A 13501-nucleotide genomic window follows, 5' to 3' on the forward strand; every position below is an offset into this window, starting at 1 on the left:
GCTTCTGACCTGCGCAAATGCCGACTACTTCACCGCGGGTCCGACTTCCAGCTCGATCGTCGAGCCGTTCACGCCCTGCTTGACGATCTCGATCTTGGTGTTGGTGTCAGTGATCTTGACCCCGGCCGCCGGGTTCGAGGCGTCGTAGTAGGTGCTGGTGTGGTCGTTGAAGACCGACACACCCTTCGACGACTTGATCTTCGTCGCGACGTCCTCCTTGTGCAGGGTGATGCCGTCGGTGCGCTCCAGGCTGAAGGGTGAGTCGTAGGCCTGGATGCGGTTGCGCATCAGCGTGCCGTCGGACCACTTCAGCGCGGTGGGGTGCGAGTCGACCGGCAGGATCAGGCCGGTGCCGGCGTGGTCCTTGGTGTTGTTGTCCGCCTGGGAGGTGTCCCACTTCCAGATCAGCAGGCCGTTCTGGTACGGGTAGTGCTCCACCCAGTCCGGACGGGCCGGCGCGAAGCCGAAGTTGTACGGGCCGACCTTGAGGGTCTTGTCGTACGACACGTACTGGCGGTTCTCGGCGATGTAGTACTGCTTGTAGTCCCTGGTGAAGGACGCGCCGATGCGGGAGAAGCCGTTCGCGGCCCAAGCGGCGTCCGCGCTCTCGGCGTTGTCGGAGAAGAGGGCCGAACCTCCCCCAGAGGGGGTACCCCCAGCAGTCAGCGTTATCTCGTCGGCCGCGAAGCCCTTCAGGGCCACACCGCCGTCCGTCTGGTAGCGGAAGCGGAGCTGGATCTTCTTGCCCGCGTAGGCGTCGAGGGGGTACGACAGCTTCTTGTAGCCGTCCACCGTGCCGGTCAGGGCCGGGGCGCCGCTGGCGTCACGCGGGATGGCCTGGCCGTCCACCGTGCCGTCCAGCGCGGTCCAGTTGGCGCCGCCGTCGGTCGACACCTCGGTGTAGAGGTAGTCGTAGCCCGCCTCGATGTCGTAGTAGCCGTCGAGGGTCAGCGTGGCCGAGGACTTGCCGGTGAGGTCCACGGAACGGGTCAGCGTGTTCTTCAGGTCGTTGCCGCTGCCGCTCCACCACTGGGTCGAGCCCTGCGCGGGGGTGACGACCTGGGTGGTGACCGCCTTGTCGGGCAGGTTGACCACCAGCGCCTGCCGGTACTTGGTGTTGTACTCGGCGACGCCCAGCTTGTGCCAGGACTTGATGCCGGCCTTCGCCGTGTCGTAGTTGAGCCAGCCCAGCTGGAGCTTGTCCCAGGCGTTCATGTCGCCGGGGAGGTCGCCGATGGTCTCCTTGCCGGTGCCCAGCCAGGAGCCGGAGGACATGAGCGTCCAGAAGCCGGTGGAGTTCTCGCCGCCGTTGGTGTCGTACTCGTCCGGCAGGCCGAGGTCGTGGCCGTACTCGTGGGCGTAGACGCCCAGGCCGCCGTTCTCCGGCTGGATGGTGTAGTCGCCGACCCAGATGCCGCTGTCGCCGATCTGCGTGCCGCCCAGCTTGTTGCCCGCCGGGCCGGTGGCGCCGGCGTCGGTGCCGAAGGCGTACCAGCGGTGGGCCCAGATCGCGTCGGTGCCCTGGACGCCGCCGCCCGCGGACTCGTCCTCACCGGCGTGCACGATCTGGAAGTGGTCGATGTAGCCGTCGGGCTCGTTGAAGTTGCCGTCGCCGTCGTGGTCGTAGCGGTCCCACTGGTCGAACCGCGCCAGGTCCGCCTTGATGTCCGCGTCGGACTTGCCGGCCGCCTTCTGCTGGGCGACCCAGGCGCTCACGCCGTCGCTGACGACGTTCCACACGCTCGGGCAGTTCTTGGAGCCGCAGGCGTTGTTGCCGTAACGGGCCTCGTTGTACGGGACCTTGACCCAGTCAGCGACCTCGCCGTCCACCGAGTAGCGGCCCGAGGACTGCTTCTCGTAGTACTTCTTCACCGACTCGACGTTGCTGCCGGTGCCGAAGTACAGGTCCTGGAAGTGCTTCTGGTTGTAGTCCTTCTGCCAGGCCGTCGAGTTGTCCTTCGTACGGTCCGGCGCGGCTATCTGGTTGTGCAGGGGGCCCGCCGTGCCGCCGAACTCGGGGTCGGTCCTGTCGCCGAACTCGACCAGGATGGTGAAGATCTTGTCGGTCTTCTCCCGGCTCAGCTCGACGTACTTGGGGTCGCCCTTCTTGCTCTTGAGCTCGACGACCTTCGAGCCGTCGCGCTCCTCGGGCTGGGCCTTGCCGGATATGACCTGGTTGAGGGCCTCCTGGCGCTGGGCCTCCTGCGTCTTGCTCAGCGGGCCGTCGAGGTCGTGCTCCTGCTGCTTCACCGGCGCCGGGTCGTGCCGGGTGGCGGCAGTGGCCTCGGCGGTGGTGCTCGCCTGCGCGACGGCGAAGGTGGAGAACGTGGCGGAGGCCGCCGCGAGCGCGACGCCTATCGCGGCCGCTCTGAACGTCCAGGGTCTGCTGGTCACTTGAGTTCCTCCCCCGCGCCAGGGCGCACGGAAGGGGGTCCTGGTCATGGAGGGGCCCGTGCGCACCGATCAACGCGTGTAGTCAAGTGACGACATTTGACCGGAGGTTTACAAGAAAAAACAGATCTTGACTTGCACAGGTCAAGTGCATTAACAGGACGAGATGTTCGCTATACGAACGAGCGCGGTCGGCATAATCCCCCGTCAACCGGCGCGTGCACGTGTCCAGTTGCTGGAACGCATGACTCCGTGCGCCCCTTGTGCTTCGGAACCGTGGGTTAGGTCACGCTTACCAGCCGTTCCGCTCGGGCATGGTGGCGAATAGAGTCGGCGGGTGGAGCGCCGGAATGGCGGCGGTTTGCCCTGTCGACACCGTTGTCATTTCCGCAATTCCGTGGTTGTACGTTCAAGTGTCCCTAGTTCTGCCCCTAGTTGTCCGCATCCTCCCCCATCACGAGAGGCACGGGGGGAGTCCCCCACCCCGAGGAATGGCCATGCCTCGTCCGAACGCCGCACAGCTCGCCTACGGTTCCTGCACCGTGATCTTCTCCACCCTCGCCATGCTGCTGCTGTCACAGACAAGTTCGGGCCTGGGGATCGCCGTGATCGCCCTGTCGGCGCTCGCACTCGGGCTGCTCGTCGCCGTGACGGTACCGCTGCCGAAGTCCGCACCGGCCGCCGCCGAGCGGCCCGCCGCGCGGCAGCACGCACCGGTGGGGCGCCCGACGGCGTCGGTCGGATCCACCGCGGCCACCGAGCCCGTCCGGGAGACGGCAAACCCCTGAACCGGGCGCCGTGCGCACAACTTCACACCGAGCACTCGAACCGGCGGGCCCCTGATGCACGGGCCCGCCGGTTCATGCGTACGCCACCGCCCTCTGTCAGACCGCCGTGCTGACCTCCACCGTCCTGGCCGCCTTGTCGTGCAGCCCCTGTTTGTAGGGCCGGTCGAAGAAACTCCAGCCGCCGCAGATCGCGGTCCACACGCAGGCGCAGCAGAACGCGAACGGCAGCCACAGCACCAAGGCGCGGATCAGGGACGCCTGGAGGGAGGGGTTCGAGCCGTCGTCGAGGTTGGCCACGCGCATGTTCAGCAGCCTCTTGCCGAGCGTCTGCCCGGTTCTGCTGATCAGGATCGTGTCGTAGGCCGTGTAGAGCACGGCCGCGATCACGGACTGGCCGAGGGACTTGCCGGTGTCGACCTTGGTGGCCTCGAGGTTGTACTCGACGGTGTGGAACGCCCAGGACAGCAGCCAGACGACCACGCCGACGAGGATCATGTCGATGATCCTGGCGAGGACGCGCTTGCCGCTGTCGGCGAGCGGGGGCATACCGGCGAGGGGGTCGGTGCCGTCGTAGGGGCCCTCGGGGCCCCCGCCGCCGTACGGGCCGCCTCCGCCGTAGAGGCCGCCGCCCTCGGGGCCCCCGCCGCCGTACGGGCCGCCTGGGTGGGGCGGGGGTGTGCCGTACGGGGGGCTGCCGCCGGGCGGCTCACCGCCGGTAGGGGGCTGTCCGTGGGGCGGCGGGCCACCGGGCGGGGGCTCGCCGCCGGGCGGCGGACCGCCGGACGCGGCCCCACGGCCGGGCGGTGGCCGGTCGGGGTCCGGGGCGTCTCCTCGGCCGGGCGGTGGCGGTTCGGTGCTCATGGCCCGAGTCGACCGCGAACCCTCCGGCTCCGCATCCCTACAGGTCCGTCCGGGTCAGCCGGCCACGAACGTACGGGCGGCCTTGTCGTGCCAGCACTGGCGCCACGGGCGGTCGAACACGCACCACAGGACGCCGACCACGCCGACGGCGAGCACACCGGGGACGCTGTAGACCAGCCAGCGGCGCAGGGCCTGGCCGAAGGTGGGGGGCTCATGGGCCTCGATGTCCCGTACCTCCAGACCGCACACCTTCTTGCCCAGCGTGCGCCCCCACTTGGCGGTCGGCAGCGCCTCGTAGAGGACCCCGAAGCCCAGCAGCACGGCGAGCACGATCGCGAGGTAGACCGACGTCGTGCCGTCGAGCAGCCAGACCGTGACGGTCTGCCCGGACAGCTTCGCCGCGTCGATCTTCCCGTTGATGTGGTCGATCGCCTTCGTGCCCAGCGGTACCGCGGCCACGCCCGTGACCGCCGCCAGGACAAGGGTGTCGAGCAGCCGCGCCGCGAGCCGCTTGCCGAGTCCCGCGGGGCGGGCCGCCGCCTGTGCCCGGGCGGCCGCCTGGAACGGGTCCTCCACCGGCGGCTTCCAGGGCGCGACGGGCCGGTCGCCGGGGCCCGGGCTCGCCAGCTGGTGCACCTGCTGCGCCCAGGAGGGCTGGCCGCCGCCGGGGCCGCTGGTCAGGGGCGTGGCGACCGGCGCGGCGGACTGCTGCGGGGGCACCCCCGCCGCGGGCGTCGGGACGGACGGTTGCTGCGGGGGCACCCCCGCCGCGGGCGCCGCGGGCTTCGGGACGGACGGCTGCTGCGGTGCCGGGACGGGGCTCGGGGCGGCCGGGTCCAGGCCCAGCGCCTGACGGGCGGCGGCCTGGGCGCTCGCCGGGCGCGCGGCGCCGGGCTGCGCGGCGCCGGAGCCGGTGCCGGAACCGGCAGTCGCCGTGCCTCCGCCCTGCTCCCCCGTGCGCGGGGAGACCGCGCGGAACTTCATGGTGCCCTCGGACGGAGCGGGTTCGTCGGTACCGGCGGTGCCCTCCGGGCGCGCCGGCCTGTGGAGCGCCGTCGTGCCGGGCGAGCCCGGGGACGCCTCGGACCCGGAGCCGGCAGCCGGCAGCCGCGGGTCGGCGGCCTGCGCGGCGCCCCAGGACACCCGGCGGTCCTGCTCACCACCGAAGCCGGACTGCTGGGAGCGGTCGGCACCCCATGCCGGGGCGGGCTCCGGGTGGCTGTCGGCCTGGGCGGCGCGATCGGGTTCGTCGACCGGGTCCTCGTCGAAGAAGTGCGGCCCGGTCTCCTCCACCGAGGGCTGCGCGGGGCGCGCGCCCGCCGGCGGGGAGAGCGGCTCGCCGTCGGTGGGAGCCGGCCGGCTGGTGCCCGGGACCCAGGAGACACCGTTCCAGTACCGGACGTATCCGGGGATGGAGGGGTCCGGGTAGTAGCCTTCGCGGGGCCTGTCGTCGCCGGGTGCCGGGGTTGGGGCGCTCATGTCCGTCGTCCCGTATCTGCTCGGGGGGTCGTGTGAGGCTCCACATCTATCAGAAGTGCGCAGGCGGCATTGCCGGTCCGCCGGTACCCACCCCTTTCCGGGCGACACCGTGCACGCCCTTCACACGCCCCGAACACACCCCGAAAGCAGTGGGCCGAACGGGTCAGAACAGCTTGCCGGGGTTGAGGATGCCCAGCGGGTCGAAGACCTGTTTGACGGCCCGTTGCATCTCCACGCCCACCGGGCCGATCTCGCGCGCCAGCCACTCCTTCTTCAGGACGCCGACGCCGTGCTCGCCGGTGATCGTGCCGCCGAGTCGCAGGCCGAGGGCCATGATCTCGTCGAAGGACTCGCGGGCGCGCCGGGACTCGTCGGGGTCCTGGGCGTCGAAGCAGACGGTCGGGTGGGTGTTGCCGTCACCGGCGTGGGCGCAGACGCCGATGGTGAGCTGGTACTTCTCGGCGATCCGCTCGACCCCTTCGAGCATCTCGCCGAGCTTGGAGCGGGGCACGCACACGTCGTCGATCATCGTGGTGCCCTTGACGGCCTCGAGCGCGGTGAGCGACAACCGCCGCGCCTGCAAGAGCAGTTCGGACTCGGCCGCGTCGTCGGCCGGTACGACCTCGGTGGCGCCCGCGGCCTCGCACAGCGCGCCGACGGCGGCGAGGTCGGCGGCAGGGTCCGGGGTGTCGAAGGCGGCGAGGAGCAGCGCTTCGGTGCTCTCCGGCAGCCCCATGTGGGCGAGGGCGTTGACGGCCTTGACGGTCGTACGGTCCATGAGTTCCAGGAGCGACGGCACGTGCCCTCCCGCCATGATCCGGCACACGGCGTCGCAGGCGGCGGCCGCGGAGGCGAACTCGGCTGCCAGGACGAGTTGCCGGGGCGGCTTCGGCTTCAGCGCGAGGATCGCCCGTACGACGATGCCGAGGGAGCCCTCGGAGCCGACGAAGAGCCGGGTGAGGTCGTATCCGGCGACCCCCTTGGCGGTACGGCGGCCGGTGGACATGAGGCGTCCGTCGGCGAGGACGACGTCGAGGCCGAGGACGTACTCGGCCGTCACCCCGTACTTCACACAGCACAGGCCGCCGGAGGCGGTGCCGATGTTGCCGCCGATGGTGCACATCTCCCAGCTGGAGGGGTCCGGCGGGTAGTACAGGCCGTGTTCGTTCACCGCGCGGGAGAGCGCGGCGTTGACGACGCCGGGTTCGACCACGGCGATGCGGTCGACCGGGTCGATCTCCAGGATGCGGTTCATCCTGGTCAGCGAGAGCACGATGCAGCCGTCGCAGGCGTTGGCGGCGCCCGACAGGCCGGTGCGGGCGCCCTGCGGGACGACGGGTACGCGCAGTTCGGTGGCGGTCCGCATGACGTGCTGGACCTGTTCGACGGTGCGGGGCAGCACGACCACGGCCGGGGTCCCGGCCGCGCAGAAGCTCGCCATGTCGTTCGCGTACGAGGCCGTGACGTCGGGGTCGGTCAGGACGGCCTCGGCCGGCAGGCCGGCCCTGAGACGGTCGAGGAGGTTGCCGGTGACTTCGTCGCGCGGGGCTTCGATACGGCTCATGATCACAGCGTCGCACCGGGGGGCGGCGGTGGGAAGCCCGGAGCGTCCCCGGAGGAGCGCGCCGGGGGCCGGCGCTCCTCCGGGGGACGGCTTCCGGGAGGGCCTACAGGTTGCCGCGCCTGGCCTGCTCGCGCTCGATCGCCTCGAACAGGGCCTTGAAGTTGCCCTTGCCGAAACCCATGGAGCCGTGCCGCTCGATGATCTCGAAGAAGACCGTCGGGCGGTCCTGGACCGGCTTGGTGAAGATCTGCAGCAGATAGCCGTCCTCGTCGCGGTCGGCGAGGATCTTCAGCTCGCGCAGGGTCTCGACGGGGACCCGGGTGTCGCCGACCCACTCGCCGAGGGTGTCGTAGTACGAGTCCGGGGTGTCGAGGAACTCCACGCCGGCCGCCCGCATGGTGCGGACCGTCCGCACGATGTCGTTGGTGTTGAGCGCGATGTGCTGGACGCCGGGACCGCCGTAGAACTCCAGGTACTCGTCGATCTGGGACTTCTTCCTGGCGACGGCGGGCTCGTTGATCGGGAACTTGACCTTGAGCGTGCCGTCGGCGACCACCTTGGACATCAGGGCGCTGTACTCGGTGGCGATGTCGTCGCCCACGAACTCCTTCATGTTCGTGAAGCCCATGACCTTGTTGTAGAACTCCACCCATTCGTTCATGCGGCCGAGTTCCACGTTGCCGACGCAGTGGTCGATCGCCTGGAAGGTGCGGTGGGCGGGCGGCTCGACGATCGGGTCGGCGGCGACGTAGCCGGGCAGGTAGGGGCCGTCGTAGCCGGAGCGTTCGACCAGGGTGTGGCGGGTCTCGCCGTAGGTGGCGATCGCGGCGAGGACCACGGTGCCGTGCTCGTCCTTCAGCTCGTACGGCTCGGCGACGGAACGGGCGCCGTGCTCGAGGGCGTACGCGTGGGCGGCGCGGGCGTCGGGGACCTCGATGGCGAGGTCGATCACGCCGTCTCCGTGCTCGGCCACGTGCTGGGCGAGGAAGTGGCCCCAGGTGGTGGTCGGCTTGATGACGGAGGTGAGGACGAAACGGGCGGAGCCGTTCTCCAGGACGTAGCTGGCGGTCTCGCGGCTGCCGTTCTCCGGTCCGGAGTAGGCCACGAGCCGCATGCCGAAGGCGGTGGAGTAGTAGTGCGCGGCCTGCTTGGCGTTGCCGACGGCGAAGACGACCGCGTCCATTCCCTTCACCGGGAAGGGGTCGGCCTCGCGCGCGGTGTCAGGGGCGTGGTGTGTGGTCTGCGTCATAGCGGCAGCCTCGCCCGGCGCCGCAAGGTGCGCAATAGTTTGCTTTTCGACTGGGCAATCTGCTCAGTGAATCGCCCGTGTCGCCGGGCGTTCTGTACAGGATGACCATCGAGGAGCGCGGTATGGCGATCGATCATCTGGACGCCCGGCTCATCGTGCTGCTGGCGAGGGAGCCGCGCATCGGGGTGCTGGAGATGTCCCGACGGCTCGGGGTGGCCCGCGGCACGGTCCAGGCGCGCCTGGACCGGTTGCAGGCGGGCGGTGTCATCCGCGGCTTCGGCCCGGAGGTGGACCCGGCGGCGCTCGGCTACCCGGTCACGGCGTTCGCGACGCTCCAGATCCGCCAGGGCCAGGGCGCGGACGTACGGGCCCATCTGGCGACGGTCCCGGAGGTCCTGGAGCTGCACACGACGACGGGCAGCGGCGACATGCTGTGCCGTCTGGTGGCCCGCTCGAACGCGGACCTGCAACGGGTGATCGACCGGGTGGTCGGCTTCGAGGGCATCGTCCGCGCCTCCACGGCGATCGTGATGGAGAACCCGGTACCGCTGCGGGTGATCCCGTTGGTGGAGCAGGCGGCGCAGGACCGGGAGGAGGCCTGAGCGATGGGGCCGAGCCCCGCGGCGCAGTGGTGGGGCCGGTCCCTGCGGGGCAGTGGCGGGATCAGGTCCCGCGCCCGGCCGGGTCCGCCGTGGCACGCAGCACCGGGTCCTTGCGCAGCCGTACGAAGGTGACGAGCAGGGTCACCGCCTGCAGCACGGCGCACGCCCCGATGACGTCGGTCAGATACGGCGGTGGGGTGACGGCGAGCAGGACGCCCGCCACGGGGAAGGGCAGCAGCAGGAGCAGGATCGTCAGGGACAGCGTCGTGCCGAAGGCCGCGGGCGGGATGGTCAGCGAGCGCAGCGTGCGCAGCACCACGGTGAGCCCTCCGTCGGCGGCCATGAAGAGGGCCACGAGGGCTGTGTAGCTGAGGTAGGAGGGGGCCTGCGGCACCGCCAGGCAGGCGGCGGACGCGACGGTCGCACTGATGACCCCGACCCCCCACAGGCCCAGCCGGTCGAGCGCGAACCGGCAGCAGGTGACCGCGACCAGCGTGGCGGCGGCGGCGACCGACCAGAGCGTGCCGACGGCGGCCGGCGACCGGCCGAAGTGGTCCTCCACGAGGACGGGGCCGGCCGACTGCAGCAGGCCGAGTGCCAGGTTCGAGCAGGCGAGGCCGGCCACGAGCCGCCGCAGCGAGGGCAGGGAGCGCAGCGTCCGCCACCCTTCCCGCATGCCTCCGCGGCGTCCCTGTCCGCCCTGGCGCGCCGCACGCAGGGGCGTGGGCGGGGTCTGCAGGGCGAGGCCGGCGGACAGGAAGGACAGCACGCTCAGGCACGCGAGCATGCGGGTCGGCCCGGTCAGGAGCAGCACGCCGCCCAGGGCCGGGCCGACGAGGGTGGCCGTCTGGTCGATGCCGATCAGCACCGGCTGCACCTTGTGGGACCGCCCCTCGACGCGGCGGCCGACGATGGCGCCCACCGCCTCGTTGGCGATGAAGCTGAACTGGGTGAGGGCGCCGGTCACGGCGGCCAGCGCCATGACGGTGGCGGTCTCGGCCGTCCCCCGCGGCAGCATCACCAGCACGACGGCGGCGCCCGCGACCAGCAGGGCACGGGTGAGCGAGGCGAGGAAGCACACGATCGCCGCGCCACTGCGGTCCACCAGGTCACCGGCGAAGCCGAAGGCGGCCACCCGGGGGATCCACTCCAGCGCGAAGGCCAGTCCGGTCAGGGACGCGGAGCCGGTGGTCGCCAGCACGACGAGCGGCATGGCGTAGGTCGCCATGGAGTAGGCGAGCGCGTCGCAGGCGCGCGGCGCGTAGACCCGTCGGAACAGGCTGCCGGTGGGCACCGCGGCGTGCCGGCCGGCCGGCTGGATCTCGTACAGGGAGACGGTCACGAAGTGTGGCGGCTTTCGGTGAGCGGGTGCACGGACGGACGGCCGGAGCGTTCCCCGCCGTTCAAGCGGACGAGGGTGCTTCAGCCGTCTCGGCCTGCATGGGCATGACACAGCACTGGGTCACGGGGTACTCCGCTCGGAAACGGGAGCCGAAGACAGGCAAAGGCCGCGCCGGCAGGCCTTGTTGAGGTGTTAACTACGGCGCGGTAACAAGATAGCGGAAGAGATCGCTCCCGCAGAGCCCCCGCGGTGCGTCGATTGACTCGGGGTTCGTGTGCCGGTCCCCAGGGCCGTCGACCGGTCTCCGGGGTCCGTGGCCTAGCAGCTCGGGACCGAGTCCTTCGCCTTCTCGAGGGACACCAGGGCGTCGATGGCGCTCCTGAGGGTGGTCACCGGGACCAGGCGCAGGCCCTTGGGCAGTTCCGCCTTCGCGTCGGCGCACTCCGCCCTCGGGACCAGGAAGACCGTCGCGCCGTCGCGCTTGGCGGCCTGCGTCTTGAGGGCCACGCCACCCACCGGGCCGACCTGGCCCGAGGAGTCGATCGTGCCCGTGCCGGCGATCGTGCGGCCGCCCGTGAGGTCGCCGCCCGTGCCGTTGCCGTTCAGCTTGTCGATGATGCCGAGGGTGAACAGCAGCCCCGCGCTGGGGCCGCCGACGTCCGCGAGCTTCAGCGTGACCTTCACGTTCTTGTCGCTGAGGTGCAGATACGACAGGGCCGCGCGGGTCGCCGCGTCCTGGGACTGCTTCATCTGCTCGGTGTTGTGCTGCTCGATCTCCTTGACCGTGTCGCCGCTCGGGTACACCGCGTCGCGCGGCAGCACCGCGCGGTCCGTGCGGAACCAGCCGTCGATCACGTCCCCGAGTGAGACCTGCGCGTCGGGGCCCGTCGCCTCGATGGTCGTCATCCGCAGCTGGCCGGTCGTCGTGCGGGTGGGCGCCCCGTTGATCGTGATCACCGCGGTGCCCTTGTTCTGGCCCAGCACGTTCGCCGTCATGCCGGGCTGCGCCACGGCGAACGGCAGCGGCGCGAACACCGCCGTGGCGAGCAGGGCCACGACGGGCAGGGCGCAGACGGTGGCGGCCTTGGGGCGGGAGAGGCGAGAGAGCACGGGATCAATCTAACGCGACGGCCACTTTTGGCCAGGCGCCGGTCAGGCCCCGGTTCTCGCTCAGGCCGCCCGCGGTCAGGCCCCCGGTTCTCGCTCAGGCCGCCCGGTCAGGCGCCCGGTTCTCGCTCAGGCCGCGTAGAGGTCCGTCCTTCCCGTCGTGAAGCGCCGTAGGGCGTCCGGCAGCGGTTCCACACCGATCCCGGGCCCGGACGGGACCGGCAGATGGCCGTCCTCCAGGACGAACGGCTCGGTGATGTCCTCGGCGAAGTAGCGGGCCGACGCCGAGGTGTCGCCCGGGAGCGTGAAGCCGGGCAGGGCTGCCAGGGCGAGGTTCGGCGCGCGGCCGATGCCCGTCTCCAGCATGCCGCCGCACCACACCGGCACCCCGTGCGCGTGCGCCACGTCGTGCACACGCCGGGCCTCCGGATAGCCCCCCACCCGCGCGGGCTTGACGTTCACCACGCGGCAGGCGCCCATGGCGATCGCGGAGGCGGTGTCGCGGGCATTGTGCAGGGACTCGTCCAGACAGACGGGTGTGGCCAGGCGCTGCTGGAGCCGGGCGTGGGCGTACAGGTTGTCCTCCTCCAGCGGCTCCTCGATCAGCAGCAGCCCGAACTCGTCCAGCCGCCGCAGGTGCTCGGCGTCGGCGAGCGTGTACGCGGTGTTCGCGTCGACCTGGAGCGGCAGCGCGTCCCCGAACCGCTCGCGCACGGCCCGTACGGGCTCGAGGTCCCAGCCGGGCTCGATCTTCAGCTTGATGCGGACGTACCCCTCGGCCAGGTAGCGCTCGACGTCGTCCAGCAGCTCGGGCACGGAGTCCTTGATGCCGACCGACACCCCGGCCGGCACCCGGTCCCGTACCGCCCCCAGATAGGTCGCCATCGGCATGCCGTGCGCGCGCAGCTCGGCGTCCAGGACCGCCGTCTCCAGCGCCGCCTTGGCCAGCTCGTGCCCCTTGACCTGCGCCTGGGCCGGGGCGAGCGCGGCCGTCGCCAGTCGCGGCAGGGCGGCGGCGCGCGGCAGCAGGAAGTCCCGCAGGACGATCTCGGCCCCGGCGACGAACTCGGAGCAGTAGCGCGGCTCCGGGTCGGCCGCGAACTCCGACCAGCCCTCGGCTGCGTCCGTGACGACGTGCAGCAGGAAGGTGTCCTTCGTGGTCATCGTCCCGAAGGAGGTGCGGAACGGGGTCACGAGCGGGATCGCCACATGGACGATCTCGACGCGTTCGAGCTTCATGCCGGGGACTCCTCCTCTCGGGTGAGCGTTCGGCTGAGCGTGTACCAGCCGTCCCGGGACATGCCCGTCGCCGTGAACCCCTCGGCGAAGGCACCGGTGAAGACGTCGCGGACGGCGTGCCGCCAGCGCAGGGCGAGAGCGGGGTCGGCGGCGCGCAGGGCGACGATGTCGTCCGGTACCCGGCACCACACCTGCCGGTCGTCGTGGGAGCGGCGGGCGAGCGGGGCGCCGTCGGGGGCGAGGTGGGTGACGGCTGCGGCGGCGCGGTCGCCGGTCCCGCGCCCCTCGCGGGGCGCCGCCAGGTCCCAGGTCACCGTGAGCCGGTCGCTCTCGTCGCCCTCGTTCACGCCGTCGGCCATCGGACCGTAGAAGTCGACCAGGTACTCGGTGCCCCTCGCGCCCAGCTTGACCAGGTTGAAGCGGGCGTTGCGGCCCACCAGCGGGTCGAACGTCCAGCGCAGGGTGCGCGCGCCGTGCTCCAGGAGCCAGTGGCGCTGCGCCTGTTTCACGGCGTATCCGACGCCCCGGTCGGCCGCCGCCAGCAGGGAGTACGCGTCCGCGGACGCCGGAGGCCCGAAGACGGCGGCGCAGGCCCCGGCGAGCCGGTCGCCGTCCAGGGTGTACGCCGCGTGCACGGCGCCGCCCGCGTGCACCAGGCTGTGCATCACCTCGGCAGGCAGCGGCGGGGCCTGCCGGGGGGTCCGCCAGACGTCGCTGAAGAAGTCGGCCACGGCGGCGATACCGTTCACGTCGTGCACGGTGCGCACGGTGACCCCGGCCGCGCGGGCGGCGTGGTCGGCGTCGTCCGCGTGGGTGCGTACGGATGGTCGGTCCGTCTCTGCAGTCATGACACGAGTGTCGAAGGAGTGGCGGGCGTCC

The 13501-nt window shown here is 71.4% G+C and carries 11 protein-coding genes; 2 read left to right on the forward strand and 9 right to left on the reverse strand.

Annotation, left to right across the window (positions count from 1 at the left end; translation table 11 throughout):
- Positions 1-24: 24 nt before the first annotated feature.
- The gene (locus ACFYZE_RS17475; RefSeq protein WP_388994111.1) at positions 25-2394 is read right to left on the reverse strand and encodes an immune inhibitor A domain-containing protein; all 2370 of its coding nucleotides are present in this window, start codon (positions 2392-2394) and stop codon (positions 25-27) included.
- 494 nt (positions 2395-2888) lie between these two features.
- On the opposite strand from ACFYZE_RS17475, the gene ACFYZE_RS17480 reads away from it, so the two are divergent.
- Complete coding sequence (locus ACFYZE_RS17480) at positions 2889-3179, forward strand: hypothetical protein (RefSeq protein ID WP_388994114.1); 291 nt, start codon at positions 2889-2891, stop codon at positions 3177-3179.
- A 96-nt stretch (positions 3180-3275) separates the two neighbouring features.
- Here ACFYZE_RS17480 and ACFYZE_RS17485 read toward each other — a convergent pair whose 3' ends face one another.
- The 4 genes from ACFYZE_RS17485 to hppD all read right to left on the reverse strand — a co-directional run bounded on the left by ACFYZE_RS17485 (position 3276) and on the right by hppD (position 8332).
- Positions 3276-4040 (reverse strand): RDD family protein, encoded by a 765-nt coding sequence (locus tag ACFYZE_RS17485; protein ID WP_388994117.1) that lies wholly within the window; start codon positions 4038-4040, stop codon positions 3276-3278.
- A gap of 54 nt (positions 4041-4094) precedes the next feature.
- A complete protein-coding gene (locus ACFYZE_RS17490; protein WP_388994120.1) occupies positions 4095-5519 on the reverse strand; it encodes an RDD family protein in 1425 nt (474 codons plus the stop codon).
- Between the two features lie 163 nt (positions 5520-5682).
- Complete coding sequence (locus tag ACFYZE_RS17495) at positions 5683-7089, reverse strand: FAD-binding oxidoreductase (RefSeq protein ID WP_388994122.1); 1407 nt, start codon at positions 7087-7089, stop codon at positions 5683-5685.
- Between the two features lie 97 nt (positions 7090-7186).
- Positions 7187-8332 carry a 4-hydroxyphenylpyruvate dioxygenase gene (gene hppD / locus ACFYZE_RS17500; protein WP_388994125.1) on the reverse strand — a complete coding sequence of 382 codons (1146 nt, stop codon included), beginning with the start codon at positions 8330-8332 and terminating at the stop codon, positions 7187-7189.
- A gap of 122 nt (positions 8333-8454) precedes the next feature.
- Here hppD and ACFYZE_RS17505 point away from each other — a divergent pair, with 122 nt between their 5' ends.
- Entirely contained in the window at positions 8455-8934 is a 480-nt protein-coding gene (locus ACFYZE_RS17505) for an Lrp/AsnC family transcriptional regulator (RefSeq protein WP_388994128.1), read from the forward strand.
- Between the two features lie 61 nt (positions 8935-8995).
- Here the strand turns inward: ACFYZE_RS17505 and ACFYZE_RS17510 are convergent, their stop codons facing one another.
- The 4 genes from ACFYZE_RS17510 to ACFYZE_RS17525 form a co-directional block, all read right to left on the reverse strand.
- Positions 8996-10276, reverse strand: a complete 1281-nt coding sequence (locus ACFYZE_RS17510; RefSeq protein WP_388994131.1) for an MFS transporter — start codon at positions 10274-10276, stop codon at positions 8996-8998.
- A 318-nt stretch (positions 10277-10594) separates the two neighbouring features.
- The gene (locus ACFYZE_RS17515) at positions 10595-11386 is read right to left on the reverse strand and encodes a S16 family serine protease (RefSeq protein WP_388994133.1); all 792 of its coding nucleotides are present in this window, start codon (positions 11384-11386) and stop codon (positions 10595-10597) included.
- A gap of 126 nt (positions 11387-11512) precedes the next feature.
- The gene (gene menC / locus ACFYZE_RS17520) at positions 11513-12622 is read right to left on the reverse strand and encodes an o-succinylbenzoate synthase (RefSeq protein WP_388994136.1); all 1110 of its coding nucleotides are present in this window, start codon (positions 12620-12622) and stop codon (positions 11513-11515) included.
- The gene (locus ACFYZE_RS17525; protein ID WP_388994139.1) at positions 12619-13470 is read right to left on the reverse strand and encodes a chorismate synthase; all 852 of its coding nucleotides are present in this window, start codon (positions 13468-13470) and stop codon (positions 12619-12621) included. The genes menC and ACFYZE_RS17525 overlap by 4 nt, the downstream gene beginning before the upstream one ends.
- Positions 13471-13501 lie beyond the last annotated feature (31 nt).

Origin of the sequence: Streptomyces sp. NPDC001796 (assembly GCF_042892355.1) — a bacterium.
Classification (GTDB): Bacteria; Actinomycetota; Actinomycetes; order Streptomycetales; family Streptomycetaceae; genus Streptomyces.